The 19,021-nt window shown below is 61.9% G+C and carries 14 protein-coding genes and 1 tRNA gene; 11 read left to right on the forward strand and 4 right to left on the reverse strand.

Going from position 1 to position 19,021, the window contains the following annotated elements:
- The 4 genes from Q0I65_RS02585 to Q0I65_RS02600 all read left to right on the forward strand — a co-directional run bounded on the left by Q0I65_RS02585 (position 1) and on the right by Q0I65_RS02600 (position 4,555).
- Entirely contained in the window at positions 1-690 is a 690-nt protein-coding gene (locus tag Q0I65_RS02585; RefSeq protein WP_296059453.1) for a TM2 domain-containing protein, read from the forward strand.
- A gap of 157 nt (positions 691-847) precedes the next feature.
- Positions 848-1,792, forward strand: coding sequence for an aldolase (locus tag Q0I65_RS02590; protein ID WP_296059456.1), 945 nt, complete (start codon positions 848-850; stop codon positions 1,790-1,792).
- A 254-nt stretch (positions 1,793-2,046) separates the two neighbouring features.
- On the forward strand, positions 2,047-2,715 hold the full coding sequence (locus tag Q0I65_RS02595) for a hypothetical protein (RefSeq protein ID WP_296059458.1): 669 nt from the start codon (positions 2,047-2,049) through the stop codon (positions 2,713-2,715).
- Between the two features lie 31 nt (positions 2,716-2,746).
- Positions 2,747-4,555 (forward strand): carbon starvation CstA family protein, encoded by a 1,809-nt coding sequence (locus Q0I65_RS02600; RefSeq protein WP_296059461.1) that lies wholly within the window; start codon positions 2,747-2,749, stop codon positions 4,553-4,555.
- Between the two features lie 144 nt (positions 4,556-4,699).
- Here Q0I65_RS02600 and Q0I65_RS02605 read toward each other — a convergent pair whose 3' ends face one another.
- The 4 genes from Q0I65_RS02605 to Q0I65_RS02620 all read right to left on the reverse strand — a co-directional run bounded on the left by Q0I65_RS02605 (position 4,700) and on the right by Q0I65_RS02620 (position 9,766).
- On the reverse strand, positions 4,700-6,289 hold the full coding sequence (locus tag Q0I65_RS02605; protein WP_296059465.1) for a MoxR family ATPase: 1,590 nt from the start codon (positions 6,287-6,289) through the stop codon (positions 4,700-4,702).
- Between the two features lie 88 nt (positions 6,290-6,377).
- Positions 6,378-7,994, reverse strand: coding sequence for a VWA-like domain-containing protein (locus Q0I65_RS02610; protein WP_296059468.1), 1,617 nt, complete (start codon positions 7,992-7,994; stop codon positions 6,378-6,380).
- A complete protein-coding gene (locus Q0I65_RS02615) occupies positions 7,963-9,393 on the reverse strand; it encodes a leucine-rich repeat domain-containing protein (RefSeq protein ID WP_296059470.1) in 1,431 nt (476 codons plus the stop codon). Before Q0I65_RS02615 ends, Q0I65_RS02610 begins: the two co-directional genes overlap by 32 nt.
- A gap of 289 nt (positions 9,394-9,682) precedes the next feature.
- A tRNA-Leu gene (locus Q0I65_RS02620) sits at positions 9,683-9,766 on the reverse strand.
- Positions 9,767-9,996: 230 nt separating this feature from the next.
- Here Q0I65_RS02620 and Q0I65_RS02625 point away from each other — a divergent pair.
- The 7 genes from Q0I65_RS02625 (at position 9,997) to Q0I65_RS02655 (ending at position 18,852) form a co-directional block, all read left to right on the forward strand.
- Positions 9,997-11,397 carry a Sapep family Mn(2+)-dependent dipeptidase gene (locus Q0I65_RS02625; protein WP_296059473.1) on the forward strand — a complete coding sequence of 467 codons (1,401 nt, stop codon included), beginning with the start codon at positions 9,997-9,999 and terminating at the stop codon, positions 11,395-11,397.
- Between the two features lie 324 nt (positions 11,398-11,721).
- Complete coding sequence (locus tag Q0I65_RS02630; protein WP_158050265.1) at positions 11,722-12,435, forward strand: LytTR family DNA-binding domain-containing protein; 714 nt, start codon at positions 11,722-11,724, stop codon at positions 12,433-12,435.
- Positions 12,436-12,636: 201 nt separating this feature from the next.
- A complete protein-coding gene (locus tag Q0I65_RS02635) occupies positions 12,637-14,349 on the forward strand; it encodes a glucose-6-phosphate isomerase (protein ID WP_296059480.1) in 1,713 nt (570 codons plus the stop codon).
- 79 nt (positions 14,350-14,428) lie between these two features.
- The gene (locus tag Q0I65_RS02640) at positions 14,429-17,050 is read left to right on the forward strand and encodes a carbamoyltransferase HypF (protein ID WP_296059482.1); all 2,622 of its coding nucleotides are present in this window, start codon (positions 14,429-14,431) and stop codon (positions 17,048-17,050) included.
- Positions 17,051-17,067: 17 nt separating this feature from the next.
- Positions 17,068-17,292 (forward strand): HypC/HybG/HupF family hydrogenase formation chaperone, encoded by a 225-nt coding sequence (locus Q0I65_RS02645; protein WP_158050267.1) that lies wholly within the window; start codon positions 17,068-17,070, stop codon positions 17,290-17,292.
- Positions 17,289-18,392, forward strand: coding sequence for a hydrogenase formation protein HypD (hypD, locus tag Q0I65_RS02650; RefSeq protein ID WP_296059488.1), 1,104 nt, complete (start codon positions 17,289-17,291; stop codon positions 18,390-18,392). The genes Q0I65_RS02645 and hypD overlap by 4 nt, the downstream gene beginning before the upstream one ends.
- 79 nt (positions 18,393-18,471) lie before the next feature.
- Positions 18,472-18,852 (forward strand): metal-dependent transcriptional regulator, encoded by a 381-nt coding sequence (locus tag Q0I65_RS02655; RefSeq protein WP_296059490.1) that lies wholly within the window; start codon positions 18,472-18,474, stop codon positions 18,850-18,852.
- Positions 18,853-19,021: the final 169 nt, after the last annotated feature.

Here is a 19,021-nt window from a genome sequence, read left to right on the forward strand (position 1 = left end):
ATGAGCGATACCAACAACATGAACGACGAGATTGCCGCCGCCGAAGCTGCGTTGAAAGAAGCGCAGGAACGCCTTCGCATAGCGCGCGAGAAGCAGGCTCAGGGGGCTCAGCCCGAAGAATCAAGCGAAATCGGCGGGGCGGACCAGCTGGGAGGGGCGAGCCAGCCAGACGGCGCGAACCAACCGAGTGGGGCGAGCCAGCCGAATCAGCAGGGCCACGACGCCTGGAGCCAGGCCTACCAGCAGGGCCACGACGCTTGGAGCCAGCCCTCCCAGCAGGCGAGTGCCGTCTGGGGGCAAACATACCAGCAGGCAAATGGCCAAACCTACCAGCAGTCGCAAGGCCCCTGGCAAGCCAACCAGGCCTATTCCCGGCCCTACACGCAGCAGCCTTACGGACAGCCGTACCAGCAGCCCTACGCGCAGGCCGCCCCAAACACGAAAGACCATGTGGCGGCGGGGCTTTTGGCCATCTTCCTCGGCAGCCTCGGCATCCACAAGTTCTATCTGGGCTACAACACGCCGGGGTTCATCATGCTCGCCGTCACTATCGTGGGCAGCATTTTCTCTCTGGGGATCGCGGGCTTGGCCATGGTGGTCATCTCCATCGTCGAGGGCGTGCTCTACCTTTCCAAATCGCAGACGGAATTCGAGCAAGTCTACGTTTTCAATAAGAAGGAATGGTTCTAGCGGTTCCTGGGCTGATTTCGCGTGCGCCGCATATCGCTTGCCGACGCGTGCGGCGCGCAGGCCTCCCTTTTGCTAGAATATCTTCCGTGCGTCGCCTGACGAATCGCCGATGTTTCGGCCGCGGCGCCTTATATCGCATCCTAAAAGGAGGATCAACATGCCGAAAATCACCCGTGATCAGGTTCGTGTTCCCGCAGACGTCATGCCCGAGTCCCGCGAGGAGTACATCGACAATTACCTGAAGGCCACGCGTGGAACCGGTCGACTCATGCTCTTCGCATGCGACCAGAAGATCGAGCATTTGAACAAGGACTTCTACGGCGAGGGAATCGATCTGGCCGACGCCGAGCCCGAGCATCTCTTCGAGATCGGCCGTCAGGGCGTGTGCGGCGTCCTTGCTGGTCAGCGCGGTCTCATCGCGCAGTATGCCACCGATTATCCCGAGATCAACTACCTCGTGAAGATGAACTCCAAGACCAACTTGGTGAAGACTTCGCAGGACGACCCCTACTCGCCCCAGCTCTACGATTTGGACGCCATCCTCGCCATGCGCGAAGCGGGTGTGAACATCGTCGGCCTGGGCTACACCATCTACCTGGGCAGCGAGTACGAGTCCACCATGATGGCCGAGGCCGGCGAGCTCATCGCGCAGGCGCACGCGAACGGCCTGCTCGTCGTGCTGTGGATTTACCCGCGCGGCAAGGCTGTCGCCGCCGAGAAGGACCCTGACCTCATCGCGGGCGCTGCCGGTGTGGCGCTTTGCCTCGGCGCCGACTTCGTGAAGGTGAACCCGCCGAAGCCTGAAGGCGACGATACGCGCACCCCCGCCGAGGCCCTGAAGGTCGCTTCCATGGCTGCGGGCCGCACGGGTCTCGTGTGCGCAGGCGGTTCGACCGTCGACGCGAAGACGTTCCTGACGCAGCTCTACGATCAGATTCATGTGGGCGGCGCCTGCGGAAACGCAACGGGCCGCAACATTCACCAGCGTTCGCTCGACGAGGCGGTGCGCCTCACGAAGGCTATCAGCGCCATCACGCTGGCCGATTATTCCGTGGCCGACGCCCTCGCGGTGTTCAACGGCGAGAAGGATTTCAGCCTGTAACTGTCGGGCCTCAGCTGGCGCGCCGACGTGGGTGAGCTCGCGTAAGGTCGCAGCTGGCACGCAGCAAGCATGTCATGCAAGCGCTTGGGGAGTGGATTTCGCCCCAGGCGCTTTCTTTTTGGGAAAAATCTTTGTGCATTCGCAAAAGAATACCGATTTTTATGTTTCCGAGCGGTTACGTAGGACATAAAATAAGCCGTTCGCATTGAGATGTGGGGTGCGATGAGTGCGAAGTGGAAAGGTTTTCGGGTTTCTTGAGCGTGGGTTCAGCAGTTCAATCAGACGCCAAAGGCACTGACGAACAGGTCGAACAGACAGGTTCGTCGGACAACTCCGAAAGGGCGGTGGCCGAACATGTCGCCGCATCGGACGGACAGCCAGTCCTTCGGTCTTCGGGCGAGGCCCAGAAGGCACAGGACGAAAAGCAACTGGTGCTGAAACGTATTCTCGCTGCACATGAGGCATTCTTCGATGTGCATCGGGATTACGAGTTCGCGGGGAAATCATTTCCCGGCTTTGCGGAGTTTCATTCGTTTGGTGAACAGTATGTGCTGGTCAAACGAGCAAAGCTGTGGGAGGCAAACTCTCATGAGTATCTTTTTTTCGCCTTTGCGGAAACTTTTGACGAAGCTCAGCTCGATGAGTGGGTTCGGTTCATGAAGGAGCGCGGCCTTGAGAAGGTCACGTCCGAGCCAAACCACATGTCGTCAGGGCTTGCCATCGTGGTCATCGCCGACGATTGCACGGAAGGCGCGAGGCGCGCGGTCCGAAGAGTCCGGTTTCGAAAGAACTTCGCTCTCGGGTTTCGCGGTTGGGCAGATCTTCGCGTGGTCGTAGCCGACCTTTCAACTCGTTGCGTCTATGCGAACGCTGCTGGGAAGCAGGTGGCTTCGACAATCGAGGCTAATCTGCGCCTGGCGTAAACGCACTTCAGACATACGTAAGGAACCTTCAATGAACGCATTGATTATCTTCCTTGTTGCTATGGTCATCCTGGTCATCGGCTATGTGTGCTACGGTGGCTGGCTTGCCAAGCAATGGGGAGTCGATCCAAAGCGCCCGACTCCGGCTCATGAGTTGGAAGACGGTGTGGATTACGTGCCGGCGCCGCCCTATGTGGTGCTCGGCCATCACTTCTCGTCGATCGCAGGCGCGGGTCCGATCAACGGCCCGATCCAGGCGGCAGTCTTCGGCTGGGTCCCCGTGCTTTTGTGGGTGCTCATCGGCGGCATCTTCTTCGGCGCTATGCACGATTTCGGCGCCCTGTTCGCCTCGCTTCGCCACAAGGGCCAGACGCTCGCCGTCGTCGTCGCGGAGAACATCGACAATACGGCGAAGAAGCTCTTCTGCATCTTCGCGTACTTGACGTTGCTGCTGGTCGTTGCCGCGTTCGCCTCCATCGTTGCGAACACATTCGTCGTTTCCGCCTCGGCGGCCCCGGCGACCAACCTCGCCAACGAGCAGACGGCCATGATCTCGGTCATCTTCATTGGTGTCGCCGTCGTCTACGGCTTCATCACGCGCGGCCGCAACATCCCTGGCCCCGTGAACATCGTCTCGGCAATCGTCCTGATCATCATCATGGTTGCCATCGGGTACAACTTGCCGCTCATGGGCATCGCGATCTCGCTTAACTACGATACCTGGATGATTATCCTGGGCGTCTACATCCTGGTCGCCTCCGTTGCCCCGGTGTGGATTCTCCTGCAGCCGCGCGATTACCTGTCGAGCTATCTGCTCTACGGCATGATCATCTTGGCGATTATCGGCATCGTGGGCGCGAGCATCATGGGCGCCGCGACCGACCTGCAGATTCCCGCGTTCACCGGCTTCGTCGCCTCCAACGCCGCTTTCGATGCTTCCACTGGCCAGGCGCTCGTCGACGAGGCGGGTAAGGCCATCACGAACAAGGCTGCCGCAACGGGCTTTTTGTTCCCGGCGCTGTTCATTACCATCGCGTGCGGCGCAATCTCCGGCTTCCATAGCCTTGTTGCTTCGGGCACCACGTCTAAGCAGCTCGACAAGGAAAGCCAGGCGCAGCCGATCGGTTATGGCGGCATGCTCATCGAGTGCGTGCTCGCGGTGATCTCGCTGTGCGCCGTCGGCTTCGTGTGGAGCAAGTACGCGGCTGGCGGATATGCGTCCCCGACGGCGGTCTTCGCGGACGGTCTCTCGCAGATGCTCGCCTGCATCCCCGGTCTCGCCGATGTGCAAGGGCTCGCATATGCGCTGCTCATCCTTGCCGTTTCCGCATTCTGCCTGACCTCGCTCGACACGGCGACGCGCCTTGCGCGCTACATGTTCCAGGAACTCTGGACGCCGGTCGACAAGAAGCCCGAGGAGCTCACGGGCGTGCACAAGTTCATGGCGAACCCGTACGTGGCGACCATCATCACCGTGGTCATCGGCATCGTCTTGGGCATGACGGGCTACTCCATCATCTGGCCGCTGTTCGGCGCTGCGAACCAGTTGCTCGCCGCCCTTGCCCTGCTCGCCGTGTGCGCGTGGCTCGGAAACGCCGGGCGCAACAACAAGATGTTCTTCGTGCCGATGGCGTTTATGCTGCTCGCTACGTTGACCTCGCTTGCCATCACTTTCTACCAGAAGGTCACCGCCATCATGACGGGCGGCATCGCGCTCGCGCCGGTGCTGCAGGCGATTCTCGCCGTGCTGCTGTTTGTGCTGGCTATCGTGCTGGCCGTCAAGGGCGTGAAGACGATTGTCGCCACTGCGAAGAAGCAGAAGGCGCCTTCTGCCGAGTAGCTCGGTAGCTCATAGTTCTTTTCGCGAAGAGACGTGCCCCGCATGAAGAGGCGCGTCTCTTCGTTTTATCTGCGAGCGCTAGCGCACGTTTTGCCTGAGCGCGGAGTTCTCGGGGAATGGTTCCTCGTCCGCGTTCTGCCGGGGTCAGCAGCCATTGCAGCTTCCGCATCCGCATGATTTCTTGGACGCTTCGGCCTTGCGCGCTTCCTCATCGGCGCTCGCGAGTGCGTCTAGGTCGATTGCCTGGAGACGTTTCTCCAGGTCGGATTGACCGCTCGCGGCGAGAACATCCTTCCCGTGTTCGGCGTATGCGTCGCTGCCGAAGCGACTCGCGAACTGCGAGGTCCCCTCGCGTGCGGCGAACTCAGCAGCGAAGGCGACCATTTCCCGCCCATTCCCGAAAGTGCCCTTAATGAATCCGAATGCGCGCTCGATTTCCCGCGCACATGCCTCGGACTGCTCTTTCATCTCCTTCACGTGAGTCGAATAGGCGCGCTCTATCACGGAGAAAGCCGTTTCCCCGGAAAGCGCTCGCTCGCTCTCGCATGCGCCCGCGAACTCGGAAAGCCATGCTGCGCCGAGTCGATAGGAGCGCAACTTCTTTGCGGGGATCCCCGCTTTCTCATCGAGCGCCGCTCGCTGTATGAGCGCGCAGGACGCGCCCTCGAGTGCGTCCTGCGCGTTTTCGCCGCTCAGGATCGCGGGCTTTATTTCCCTGATCGCATCGCGCACCACGCGCACGACCTGTTCGGTCTCGACAACTGCCCCGGTGTGTGCATCGAGCGCGTCGAGAATCAGACGTGCGAGCGCCAGCCTTTCGTCGAAGCGTGCCGCTCTCGCTCGCTCCTTTATCTCGTCGGGGGCGCAACCTGCAAGAATTGCCGAAATCTGATAGTCGGAGCGGTATTTTGTGAACAGCAGATAGTATTGGGCGAATCGCTCGGCAATCGAGTCGTCTTGCAGGAACTGATCGACGAGGATGCGGTCGACCGGCTTGCCCTTCATCTCGCGGAGCTTGATGATGCGCGACAGGTCGTCCCAGCCGCGCGCAGTGACGAACGACTTGCCATCGGGTGTTGATTCGACGGAGTAGAAGTGGTCGGGCTTCACCTCGAGATACGACAAAATCGCAGGATGAACACCTGTTTTGAGCGCATAGGCTCGCCAGGCTTCAAGGTCGGGCTCGACGGCGATCTTGCGCAGTCGGTCGAGGGTCACCACGTCGAAATCGTACACCGATCGGTTGAACTCGGGCGGATTGCCCGCACACACCACAATCCATCCGTCGGGAATCCTATGTCGCCCGAAAGTCTTGAACTGCAGAAACTGCAGCATTGAAGGATAGAGCGTCTCGGACACGCAGTTGATCTCGTCAAGAAAAAGAATTCCCCGGTCATGCCCCGTTTCCTCGCGGTAATCGTAAATCGATGCGATGATTTCGCTCATCGTGTACTCGCTGACGTCGAACTCCTCGTCGCCGTAGTGTTTGTGCACGATGAAGGGCAGGCCGAGCGCGCTTTGCCGCGTGTGGTGCGTCATGGAATACGACACGAGTCCGATGCCGAGCTCTCTTGCAACCTGTCCGACCACAGCCGTTTTCCCAATGCCGGGTGCGCCGAGGAGGAACAAGGGGCGCTGCGCTTCGGGCGCGATGAGGTAGGCGCCGGTTTCATCGCGGGTAAGGTATCCCTCGACGGTGTCCGCGATCTGGTTTTTCGCTTCTGCGATGTTCATACAGGAAACTCCTTTCGGAACGGCCGCCCGCCGCCGCGCATCGCGGCACGTAAGGCGCCTAACTGTCGGTATCTTTGCCGAGCTTTCCTTACAGCTCGAATACGTCGTCTTCGTCCATGATCACCTTCATTGCCCAAGGTGGCACCTTCCTTTCTCGCGGCGTTTCGTCGACGAACACGAACGCCGTCTCGTAGGCAGGTGGGTTTTTGGGGTATTTCCCCAGGCCATCGGTGAAATAGATGAGCCCTTTCAGGTTCGCGAGCTCGCGTGTGCGAACAAGCTCGTCGACGTATTTGAACACGGGGCGGAAATCGGTGCCGCCGAAGCCGCGCGTGACGAATTCCTCGAAGGCGCGGTCGATATCGCGAATCGAGGTTATCTTCACGTCGCGCGTGATGTCGCAGTCGCACTGGATCACATGGATGTTCACCTTGTGGCCGAAGCCCTCGGAGTTTTTCAGCACGTCGTAGGTCTTCTCCGCGAAGGTGCGCACGAGCTTTCCGGCGCACGACGCCGATGTGTCGATGGCGATGACGAAGTCGCGGATGCGGTTCGACTCCTGGTATTCAAGCGGCTCGATGAGCGGCATGTTCTTGTATCGCGAAAGCCCGTACGTGTAGTAGATGTAGTCGAACTCGTCGGGACTTGTCTTCATTTCCTCCGACAGCGCGGAAAAGCGCTTGAGGAACGCGCGGTAGTCGTATCGTTTGCGATTTGCGACTGTGAGGTTCACCTGGAAGGTTCCGACGTTGAGGCCGATCTTGTCCGAGAACGCCTCCATGTCCATATCGATCTGCGAGCTGATATCTTGCCAGCTCATGTCTGAGAAATCGGAGAAGGATACGCCGTCCATCGATTCGAAGGTTGCCTCGGCTTCCTCGGAGGACTCCACATCGACGATCGCGTCGGGGTCCTCGATGTCCCCGAGCACGGCGTTGCTGCTCGACGATGGTGCCGCCATTCCGGGCATGTTAGCTCCAGGAGAGCGGCTCTTATCCTCGCTGTCCGCGTCGTCATCGGGTTTCCCGCTGAGCTTGTCGGTTCCGTCGGACGGCATAAGGAAAAGCTCGTCACCTGTGCTTTTCATCGAAAAGGCGTTCTCGTTGGTGCGCGGCCACGCCTCGTGCCCGTCGCGTGCGAACACGTTCTCGAGCGAAGCGGCGAAAGCGGGGGAGAGCTCTGGCGGGTTTTCCTCGCCATCTCCGACGAGCGCGCGATAGATGCTCTGCGCGGTGAGGGTTGGGCAGCTCTCGCGGATTTTGCCAAGCATACGTTTCGCCGTGCCGTCTTGCGCGCTTGGGAAGCCCGTTCCGAGCAGTTCGATCGCGGTCGCCTCGACCGATGCATCGCATGCGATGTCCCAAAGGGCACGTGCGGGGTGTTTGTCGTCGAAGGGGTGGCGGAAGACGCAGTGCATGATGGTGTGGAAGTATCCGCGCAATACTTCGTTGGGGCTTTTTCGGTACAGGTCTATCACCTGCGCAGCGTCGAACCAGAGAAGGCGCCCGTCGGTTTCGAACGCGTTCTCCTGAAGGCGCGCCACAAGCGGCATGCGCCACAGCGCGACGTCCATAAAGGGAAGCTGCGCCATGAGGGAAACCCGCGCATTCTCGATTGCTCCCTGCGCGATGCTTGCTGCTTCGACGAGGACGTGCGCAGTTGCCGGTGATGCGCTAGATTCCGTAGTCGATGCACTGGCTGCCAAAACGTTTCTCCTTTCCGTCGATGACATGCGCGGCGGCGAGCGTGAACCCGAACCGGTTGAGCGCACTTACGGCCTCAGGCGCGCGCTCGCCGTCGAGTATTCCCGAATCCATGAGGTCGTCGAGCGTTTCCCAGTTGCTGCGGGCGCCGGCGTGAACGCAAAGGCTCACGAACGACTCGTCGACGACGCTGCGGAAGAGCGCCTTGTGCGCTTCGTCGAGCAAGACGGGCCTTGCGAGGCGCGCGGCCATGAGGCGTGTCTGCTCGAATTCATCTTTGACCTGGGGGAGCGAATCATCATAGGCGCAGGCTAGTGCTTCGGGATGGATGCGTCCTCCGAGAAACGCCGCGTCGATGATGCATTTGCGGACGGCGCCCGAAGGCAGCTCGAGCGAGATTTCCCAGGATGTGCCGCGCGGGGTTGAGAAGTCGATGGTGAGGCGGTCGCATGCGCGATTGGGAAGCGGCGGCGTTTTCTCGGGGAAGGAAACGGTCTCGAAAACGATTAGATGCGCGATGCGATGGGTCCCCGCGAAGGTGCTTGGGGCAACCGAGCGCACGCGCTCGCCGAGCACGACGTCGTCGGCCGATCCGGGGCAGAACACGGCATCGAGTCGACCGTCGGGCACCTCGCGGCACAGCACGCCGCCGTGCATCCCGTAGGCGCGGTTTCCCGGGGCGACTGATACCTCGCTGAGCGAAGACGCGTATGCGAGTCCCGCCGATCCGGGGAAGGATGGCCCGGTGCACAGGGCGTCGCCGCCGATGTTCACGCAAGAGGAGGGGATTATCAGCTGCGAAAGCGACGTGTTTGAAAACGCTGAGTCTCCGATGCTCGTCAGCGACTTTGGCAAATCGAGGCGTTCGAGGTGCGAACAGCCGCGAAACGCTCCCTCGCCAATGGATTCGAGGGCGCAGCCTAGCTTCGCGTCGCGAAGGTTCGTGCAGCGGGCGAATGCCTCGGCGCCGATGGACGTAAGCGAGTTGGGAAGGGAAACGCGTTCGAGGGCCACGAGATCGGAAAACGCGCCTGCGGCAATTGCGGTGACGGGAGCGCCGTCGATGGCCCGAGGGATGGTCAGGTCTTTCGACGAGGAGTCGGCAAAGAGGATGCACGCCTTCCCCGCTTCGATGCGATAGCGGTATTCTGCCTGGTCGGTGCAGTGTGCGGAGGCCGCTTTTAGTGAGAAAGGTGAAGCTGGGTCGTCTGCGCGTCGCGAGAGGGATGTGCCGGGCGGAGCGGGCGTGCGCGGAGTTGCGCGCCGCTCGGCGGCGGTGTGCGGCAAACGCAGTGTGCGAGTTCCCCGCCCTCCCACTGCGCGGCGAGACAGTGCGGGGGAGGAAAAGGCTGCTGCTCGCTCTTCCCGTCGGGGCGTTTGCGTCAATGCTTGTTGGCTCATCTCGGATTGCGCCTTTCGGTGGACTTCGTGCCGGCCTGTCGAGGTAAACAGCGCGAGCTCACTGCCGCGCGATGGCAGTGATGAGAAGTTCGCTCTATCTAACATGGTTGGCAGTATACCGCGAAAGGTGGATAGAAGTTAACCTAACCAAACAAAATTAGTGCAACAAGCTGTGAAGAACGTTCGACGACGTGCGCGCTTGGGCTCGAGGCATTCGGCCGTCTCAAGGGGGAGTGGGGCTTGAAGGCATGAAAAAACCGCCTAATCGGCGGTTTGCTTGCGAGAAAACTGGTGCCCGAGGCGAGAGTCGAACTCGCACGTCGTGAGACAACGGTTTTTGAGACCGCCGCGTCTGCCATTCCGCCACTCGGGCACATCAGCCTTCACAGTATAACGGAAGCGCGCATACGCGTCTATGACAAAATTGCTCCGCGCCCGGCTTTGCTCTCCGCGCGCGGTCCAGGCGCCTTCCCGCGTCTCCCCGCGCCCCGCGCTCGTCCAGCTCTCATCCTCCTTTCGCGAATCGCGCGATTGCGGGCTGTTCGCGGGCTGCGCACTGGGGTAAAGTTGGTGCGATAGCAACAAGACCAAGGAGGCTGCCTCGTGGAAGACGTTCTTGCGGGCGAGATCGATTCGTATCTCGAGAAGAATTGGGAAAGCATCGTCGCGGACATCGAGCGTGTCGTGCGCATCGAGAGCACGGAGGACCTGCCGGCGGCAAAACCCGGCGCACCGTTTGGCCCCGGCCCCCGAGCTGCGCTTACCGAGGCACTCGACATCGCGCGTGGTATGGGCTTTGAGGTCCACGACGTCGACGGTTACGTGGGATACGCCGACCTGCCGGGCGAATCCGATACGCAAATCGGCATCATCGGACATGTCGACGTGGTTCCCGCCGGCCCTGGCTGGACGGTCGAGCCGTTCGCCGTCACGCGCCGCGAGGGCTACCTCATGGGTCGCGGCGTCATCGACGACAAGGGCCCCATCATCACGACGCTCCACGCGGTGAAGTTCTGGCTCGACAAGGGCGAAAAGCTGCCTTACACGATTCGAGTTATCTTCGGCGCGAACGAGGAAACGGGCATGCACGACGTCCCGTATTACCGCGAGCGCTTTGCCGACCCGGCGTTTCTCTTCACGCCCGACGCTGAGTTCCCGGTGAGCTACGGCGAGAAGGGCCTCTACGACGCCACGCTCACGAGCAAGCGCTTCGAGGGCGGCGCGATCATCGACATCGAGGGCGGCGCGGCGTCGAACGCGGTCCCGGGCATCGCCCGCGCGATCGTGCGCGCCGACGCATCAACACTTCCCGCGGCCGAGGGCATCGTCGTCACCGATGCGGGCGAGGGCACCGCGCGCATCGACGCGCAGGGGAAGGCGGCCCACGCGAGCTTGCCCCATCTCGGCAAAAGTGCCATCGACTTGCTCGTCGCCTATCTTCTGGAAAACGACGTGTGCACGGCGGACGAGCGGGCATTCTTCGAGCTGGTTCGCAAGCTCACGAGCGCGACCGACGGCTCGAACCTCGGCATCAAGACCGCCGACGAGCACTTCGGGGAACTAACCGTCGTCGGCGGCACCATCTGCATGCAGGACGGGCGCGTGAAGCAGACGCTCGACAGCCGTTTCCCCACGTCGACCACGCCCGAGGAGCTCACGAGCGCCCTTTCGGCGCTTGCGAGCGAGGTGGGCGCCGACTGCGAGGCGACGCGCACGGTCGAGCCGTTCCTCATCGACCCCGAATCGGGCTACGTCCAGGCGCTTCTCTCCGCATACAACGAGGCCACGGGCGAGCACGCCAAGCCCTTCACGCAGGGTGGCGGCACGTACGCGCGCAAGTTCTCCTGCGCCGCGAGCTTCGGCCCCGAGATGCCGTGGATCGAGATGCCCGAATGGGCAGGCGGCATGCACGGCCCGGACGAGACGGTGCCCGAGGAGCTGCTCAAGAAGGCGTTCAAAATCTACGCGCTCACCATCGCCCGCCTGATGGAACTCGATTTGTAATGGGCTGGCGCGCCGGGTCGCCCTGCGGTCGGCGCGTCGTTCGACGGTTGGTGCGGGGGGGGGCGGAGTCTGTCTGAGGCGGGGCCAGGTGCTCGATTCACCTGCGAGAGTCGCCAAGCGAGGTGAATCGCCCGGCAGCGTCTCGCTTTGACCCCCGTCTCACCCTCGGCCATTCCCACCGCGCCCAACCCTGCCCGACGCTGTTTCGAAATGATGCCGCATAACGTACAAATTCTGGATGCTTTGATTTATAATCGACCGTTAGGAGTACGCTCTGCGAAAGGCGCAGAAGCGGCATCATCGAACACGAACTGGGAGGCTTATATGCTCAAAGCAATCATCGTCGACGACGAGGCCCCCGCGCGCTCCGAATTGAAATTCCTGCTCGACGAACTTGGCCAGACCGAGGTTGTTGCCGAGGCGGCTAGTGTGCGCGAGGCTATCGAAAAGCTCAAAGAGTACCCCTGCGACGTCATGTTCCTCGACGTGAACATGCCGGAAGCCACCGGCCTGCAACTGGCCGAGGCGCTGCAGCACCTGAAATTCCCGCCCGCGGTGGTGTTCGTCACCGCCTACAGCGAGCATGCGCTCGACGCGTTCAAGGTCAACGCCATCGATTACCTGGTGAAACCGGTCGAGACCGAGCGCCTCTCCCAGGCGCTTGCGCGCGTGCGCGAGCACGTCTCGCTGCATGTGCAGGCTCAGAAGTCCGAGCGCATCCCCGTGGAAAAGGGCGGCAAGAAGATTCTCATCGGCATCGATAAGATCCGCTTCGTCATGGCGCGCGACGATTACGCATACCTGCAAACCGACACGGACCGCTACTTCTCCACGGTGAGCTTGGCTCAGCTCGAGAAGCGCCTGGACGGCCACGGGTTCTTCCGCGTGCATCGCGGGTACCTGGTGAACCTTTCCATGGTCGAGGAAATCGAGTCGGTCTCCGGCGGCACGCTGCTGCTCACGCTGAACGGCGTGGAGGAGAAGATCCCCGTAAGCCGCAGGCGCGTGAGCGCGCTCAAGAAGGCGTTGGGACTGTAAGCGGCAGGATTCTCGCCGCAGGTTTCTCGATTGAGGTCAAAAGCGCTCGTCGCGTTCGCGGCGGGCGCTTTTTGCGCGGGGCGAAACGCGGTGATTTCGACCCGTTTCCCCACTTGTCCATAACTCCACCACAGGGTTCGAGGATAATTCAAGTCGTGCGTGCCTTTGAGGGGGCCTACACGATACCGAAAGAAGGTTCACATGCTGACAAGCGACATGGAAAAGTTATACCCTTCTGCGAAAACGCTTGTGAAGGAATGCGTCGCCAGCCGTGTGCTGGCCAAGGACGCATCGCTTTATGATTTCTCCGACGGTGCGCGCGAGACCGCCGAGAACTTTATGGGCTGGGTCGATTTGGGCATGCGCCCGCAGTGCGACCTCGCGAAAGTTCAGCGCTTTGCTGACGATGTGGTGGCGAGCGGCATCAAGACCGTCGTCCTCATCGGCCAGGGCGGATCCACGCAAGCGCCCATGACCATCACGAAATACAACAAGTCTGACACGGTTCGGGCAAACCGCGTCTCGTTCAAGACGCTCGATTCCGATTCTCCCGTGCGCATGCGCGAGCTGCTCGCCGACTGCGATCCCGCGACGACGCTCGTCATCGTGTCCTCGAAGTCGGGCGGCACCATCGAGCCGCGCCTGCTCTCTTCTGCGCTGCGCGACGCCCTCGAGGCGCAGGCGCCGGAAATCAACTTCGCGAACCACCTGGTCGCCATCACCGACCCTGGCTCGCAGCTCGAGCGCCAGGCGCACGAAGAGGGTTGGCTGGCCGTCTTCAACGGCGAGCCCACCGTCGGCGGGCGCTTCTCCGCGCTGTCGATCTTCGGCCTTCTGCCCGCAGCACTTGCCGGCATCGACCTGGAGCAGTTCATCGCCCACGCGAAGGACGCCGAAGAGCGCTGCAGCGAGGACTCCATCGACAACCCGGCGATCAACCTCGCCGCGTTCCTCTACGACAACTACCTTAAGGGCCGCAACAAGTTCTCGTTCCTCACGCCGAAGCGCGGGCGCGTCTTGGGCCTTTGGATCGAGCAGCTCGTCGCCGAGTCGCTTGGCAAGGAGGGGCAGGGCATCCTGCCGAACATCGAGGTCGATTCGCTCCTGCTCGCGCGCGATGCAGGCGATCGCAGCGTCATCATGTATCAGACGAAGACCGACTTGTGGGACGAGCGCAAGAACTTCGAGATGAGCCTCGCCTATATCGACCCGGCCATCCCGCGCCTGAACTTCAAGATCGACTCCGCGCTCGAGCTTGCCGAACACTTCGTGATGTGGGAATACGCCATCGCGATGTGCGGCTACCTCATGCGCGTGTGCCCGTTCGACCAGCCCGACGTCGCGTCGGCGAAGGCCGAGGTTTTAAAGATTCTCGCCGAGGGCCAGCCCGAGCCCGATTTCGTGCAGGACTTCATTGGCGATGTGCACATGGGCGAGGTCGAGGTGCGCTTGGCCCCGTGCTTTAAGGACTGCACCGACGTGCGAGCTGTCCTGCGGGCGCTGCTCGGCAGCATCCAGCAGGGCGATTTCTTCGCGCTGAACGCGTTTCTGCCGTTCACAGGCGAGGGGCGCCGCGAAGCGCTCGAGGACATCCGCCACGGGGTGGGCGAATCGCGCCACGTCGCGTCGTGCCTGGAAGTGGGCCCGCGCTATTTGCACTCCACCGGCCAGCTGCAGAAGGGCGGCCCGAACTGCGGCGTGTTTCTCATTTTGTCGGCCGACGAGCTGAAGGACATCCCGCTCAAGCGCGAGGCGGAAAGCCTGGGCGCGCTCGCGAAGGCGCAGGCGTCGGGCGATTTGCTCACGCTGGCAAGCCGCGGCCGACGGTGCGTGCACCTGCATCTCCCCGATAACTCGGGAGTGACGCTGCGCGCGCTTGCCGCCGTCATTCGCGAGATTCTGGCCGAGCTGTAGGTCCCTGCTGATTCGCGCCGCGCCCGTCGCAAGAGGGGCGCGGCTTTCTGTATTGTCTGAGTTTTTGAGGGTGAGAAGCATGATCGAGGCGCTCGATATTCATGTGACGGGAATCGTCCAAGGGGTCGGGTTTCGACCCTTTGTCTACCGAATGGCGAAAAAATACCTGATCAACGGATGGGTCTTGAACGCGGCGGACGGCGTGAACATCCATGCGGAAGGGGAGAGCCGCCTGCTCGACGAGTTCGTGATCGAGCTTTCCGAGAACGCGCCCACGGCGGCGCAGGTGAAGGAAATCGAGCTTAAGGAAGTGCCCCTTCAGGACTTCGACTCGTTTGAGATCCGCTTCTCGGACGACGCCGCGGTGCAAGAGACCACGCTCGTGTCAGCCGATTTGGCCACCTGCGATGACTGCGCGGCGGAACTGTTCAACCCGAATGACCGCCGCTTCCGCTACCCCTTCATCAACTGTACCAATTGCGGGCCTCGTTTCACGATTATCGACGCGCTGCCTTACGATCGCGCGAGCACGTCCATGAAGGATTTCCCCATGTGCAAGCGCTGTGCTGCCGAATACGCCGACCCACTCGACCGCCGCTTCCACGCGCAGCCGGACGCGTGCTTCGAATGCGGCCCGCACCTTTCTTTGGCGTGGCGTCCCGACTGCGAGGCGACGCCGGGCGAGGACTTCCCGACGCGTGGGGCGGGGGACGTGTCCTCCGATGCTCTTCCCGATGGCTGGCGCATCACCTGGGGAAAGACGCGTGAGACCTCGGATGCCCTTATCGCGCGGGCGGTCGATCTGCTGTGCGCCGGACAAGTCGTGGCCGTGAAGGGACTCGGCGGGTTCCACCTGGTGTGCGACGCACGCAACGCCGAGGCGATCGCTCGGCTTCGCGAGGGAAAGCGCCGCGGCGGCAAGCCGTTCGCGGTCATGATGGCGAACGCCGAGGCGGCGCGCAGCGTCTGTGAGGTGACGCCCGAGGAAGAAAAGGCCCTCGCCGATCCGGCGCGTCCGATCGTGCTGCTGAAGAAGCGTCAGGGCGTGGCGCTTGCTGCGGGCCTTGCCGACAAGCTGCCCGAGCTCGGCGTCATGCTCCCCGCCACCCCGGTTCAGCTCCTTTTGCTGCACGATTTCGCCCGCACCCTTGAGGAAATGGGCGTCCCTGAACCTCCGATGCTTGTGATGACCTCGGGAAACATCCACGATGAGCCGATCGTCACCGACGATGCCGAAGCATGCGGGAAGCTCGGGGGCATCGTGTGCGCCGTGCTGGGCAACGATCGCGCCATCCTTTCTCGCTACGACGACTCGGTGGTTCGCATCATTTCGGCGGGCTCTGCGGGTGCTGCCGTGCAAGTGATCCGCCGTGCGCGCGGGTTCGCGCCCGTGCCGTTGAAGCTGGCGCAGGCGAACACCAACCCAGAGGCTGCCGCCGACGCGAGCCCTGATACTGTCGCGGACCCCAAAACGACCACTGCCGCCTGCACCGAAGACGCTTCCGAAACCGCAGGCCACGAAGCTGCTGCGGTCGCCCCGGTGCTCTTTGCGGCGGGCTCGGAGCAGAAAAGCACCTTCGCTTTCGTCCGCGGTTCGGAGGCGTTCGTCTCCCAGCATGTGGGCGATCTGGAAAACGCCGAGGCGTTCGACGCCTGGCTCGACGCGAAAAGCCGCTTCGAGAAGCTCTTCGAGCTGCGCGCGACGCGCCTTGCCTGCGATGCGCACCCTGAGTACCTCGCTTCGAAATGGGCACGTGAGCAGGCGAGAAAGCTCAATATCCCACTGGTTGAGGTGCAGCATCACCATGCGCACATCGCTTCGGTCATAGGCGAGAACGGCCTTTCGGGCGCGGTATGCGGAATCGCCTTCGACGGAACAGGGTTCGGCGCGGACGGCTCTATCTGGGGCGGGGAAGTGCTGCTCGCAAACGTGCAGGCCTATGAGCGGTTCGCGAACTTCGCCTACGTTCCCATGCCGGGCGGTGCCGCCTGCGTGAAGAATCCCTTGCGCATGGCGTACGGCGTTCTGTGGGAGTTCGACCTGCTCGAACACCCGGCGGCGAAGCGGGTACTCGATGCGCTTGGCGAGCAGGCCGACCTTTGCGACCAGATGATCGAGCGCGGCTTGAACACGCCGATGACCTCGTCGGTCGGGCGTCTTTTCGACGCGGCGAGCGCCATCTTAGGGATATGCGAGCATCCGACCTACGAAAGCGAGGCGGCGGTTCTCTTGGAGGCTGCCATGGGGCCGGCCGCATCTCCTGACGGTGGTTCGACCGACGAGGCGGGCGTCAACAGCCGTTACTCGGTCGCCATTACAAAGAACACCGCGACGTCGAAGTCGACCGCCCAAGACACGTCGGTCCTGCTCTTCGACGCGGCGCCCACCTTCAAGGCGCTTCTCGACGACATGCAGGCGGGCATCCCCGCAGCGACCATCGCCCGCCGCTTCCACGGTGCTTTTGTGGAAGCCATCGTGAACGCGGCGAAGCTTGCGTACAGCGTTTACGGCGTGTCCACGGTGGCGCTCTCGGGCGGCGTGTTCATGAACCGCTTCATAATCGAGCATGCGCTCGCGGCTTTGCAGGACGAGGGCTTCACCGTTGCCGTCAATCGCGAGCTGCCGCCCAACGACGGATGCATCTCCTACGGCCAGGCTGTGATAGCATGTGCGCAAGACGAGACGACGCACGACGAGTAAAAAAGGACTGAGTGCCTATGTGTTTGGCAATACCCGCGTTGATCACGGAAAAGAAATCGGACAATTTGGCGACGGCAGAGATTCTCGGCGTCACGCGCGAGGTGGCGCTTGATCTCACGCCGCAGGCGAACGTCGGCGACTACGTGTTGGTGCATGCCGGCTTCGCTATCGAAGTCGTCGATGCCGATTATGCGAAAGAGACCATTGAACTGGTTAAACAGCTTGAGGATGTCGCCGTATGAGCGCCTTGGAGGATGCGGCCGACATCGATTTCTCGGCCTTTAAGGACCCGAAGCTCGCGCGCGGTCTCATCGAGACCATCCACCGCCTTGCGCCCGAGCACGCGACGCTCATGGAGGTGTGCGGCACGCATACCGTTGCCATCGCGCGCAACGGCATCCGCGATTTGATGCCCGAGGGGCTGCGCCTGGCGTCGGGTCCCGGCTGTCCCGTTTGCGTCACATGCAACCGCGACATCGACACGGTGATCGCGCTCGCGCGCATCCCGAACGTGACCATCACTACCTTCGGCGACATGACGCGCGTTCCCGGGTCCACTTCGAGCTTGCTTGCGGAGCAGGCCGCGGGTCGTTCGGTCGAGATCGTCTACTCGCCTCTCGACGCGCTCGCCTTCGCAAAGGCGCATCCCGAGCGGGAGGTCGTTTTCGTGGGCGTCGGCTTCGAGACGACGACTCCGCTTGTGGCTATGGCGATCAAGCGCGCGAAGGCCATGGGGCTTTCCAACTTCACCGTGTTCGCGGCGCACAAGAACATGCCCGGCGCGTTGGAGCTGCTCGTAGGCGATCCCACGCTCGAGCTCGACGCACTTATCCTCCCTGGTCACGTGAGCACCATCATCGGTGCTGAGCCGTACCGCTTCCTGGCGGAGAAGTACGGCATCCCCGGTGTGATCACCGGGTTCGAGCCAGTCGATGTGCTGCAGGGCATCGCCATGCTCGTGCGCCAGCTGCACGAGGGCCGCGCTGAAATCGAGATAGCGTATGCGCGCGGCGTCATGCCCGAGGGGAATCCTGTTGCCCTCGCCGCGATCGACGAGGTCTTCGAAACCTGCACGGCCACGTGGCGCGGCTTGGGCGATATCCCCGGCTCGGGGTATCGCATCCGCGAGGAATTCGCCGACTTCGACGCGGTTCGCCGCTTCGAGCCCGATGTCGAGCCGACGCACGACCCGAAGGGGTGTCGCTGCGGCGATGTGTTGCGAGCTCGCATGGCTCCTAACGAATGCCCGCTGTTCCGCACGGTCTGCACGCCGGAGAACCCGGTGGGGCCTTGCATGGTGTCGAGCGAAGGCAGCTGTGCGGCGTACTACCGGTATTACTAAAGTTAGCCACAGCTAAGACCTTCCCCGTTACCCTTCGCGCTGTGGTACCATAGAAAAAAGCGCTGATTGGAGGATGGAAATGGAAAAAGTCTCCATGTCGCATGAGGATTACCTTGAGGCTATCGTCATGCTGGGTGGAACGACCGAGAACTCTGTGCGCTCGGTCGATATCGCGAACAAACTGGGGGTTTCCAAGGCCTCTGTCAACAAGGCGATGAACGCCCTGAAGGAAAAGGGTTTCGCCGATCAGCCCTATTACGGCGACGTCACGCTGACGGAAAACGGCTATCGCTATGGCGCGGCGGTGCTCGAGCGCCACGAGCTTCTGCGCAAGTTCCTCACCAAGGTTTTGGGCATTCCCGAGGACACGGCCGAAGAGGAAGCGTGCTTGATGGAGCACGCCATCAGCGACGAGTCCTTCAAGAAATGGAATTCTTATATCAAGCAGCTTGACCTCTAGAGTACCAATCTTCGCCCCCTATTTTTCTCGTGATAGCATCGGGGCTGTTCAGCGGGTCAAAGATAGAGCAAACCATCACAGAGCGCCGGCCGTTTTCCCATGTGCCGGCGCTTCGTTTGTGTGGTATCCTGCGAAGAGCTTCTTGCATTACACACACTCTTATCAAACC

This window comes from uncultured Ellagibacter sp. (assembly GCF_934643285.1).
GTDB lineage: Bacteria > Actinomycetota > Coriobacteriia > Coriobacteriales > Eggerthellaceae > Ellagibacter.

Excerpts from the sequence above, each read along its gene's own strand:
- Q0I65_RS02615 (WP_296059470.1), bottom strand. The coding sequence starts at position 9,393 with ATGAGCCAACAAGCATTGACGCAAACGCCCCGACGGGAAGAGCGAGCA.
- Q0I65_RS02640 (WP_296059482.1), top strand. The coding sequence starts at position 14,429 with ATGATCGAGGCGCTCGATATTCATGTGACGGGAATCGTCCAAGGGGTC.
- Q0I65_RS02590 (WP_296059456.1), top strand. The coding sequence starts at position 848 with ATGCCGAAAATCACCCGTGATCAGGTTCGTGTTCCCGCAGACGTCATG.
- hypD (WP_296059488.1), top strand. The coding sequence starts at position 17,289 with ATGAGCGCCTTGGAGGATGCGGCCGACATCGATTTCTCGGCCTTTAAG.
- Q0I65_RS02600 (WP_296059461.1), top strand. The coding sequence starts at position 2,747 with ATGAACGCATTGATTATCTTCCTTGTTGCTATGGTCATCCTGGTCATC.
- Q0I65_RS02585 (WP_296059453.1), top strand. The coding sequence starts at position 1 with ATGAGCGATACCAACAACATGAACGACGAGATTGCCGCCGCCGAAGCT.
- Q0I65_RS02635 (WP_296059480.1), top strand. The coding sequence starts at position 12,637 with ATGCTGACAAGCGACATGGAAAAGTTATACCCTTCTGCGAAAACGCTT.
- Q0I65_RS02655 (WP_296059490.1), top strand. The coding sequence starts at position 18,472 with ATGGAAAAAGTCTCCATGTCGCATGAGGATTACCTTGAGGCTATCGTC.
- Q0I65_RS02605 (WP_296059465.1), bottom strand. The coding sequence starts at position 6,289 with ATGAACATCGCAGAAGCGAAAAACCAGATCGCGGACACCGTCGAGGGA.
- Q0I65_RS02645 (WP_158050267.1), top strand. The coding sequence starts at position 17,068 with ATGTGTTTGGCAATACCCGCGTTGATCACGGAAAAGAAATCGGACAAT.
- Q0I65_RS02630 (WP_158050265.1), top strand. The coding sequence starts at position 11,722 with ATGCTCAAAGCAATCATCGTCGACGACGAGGCCCCCGCGCGCTCCGAA.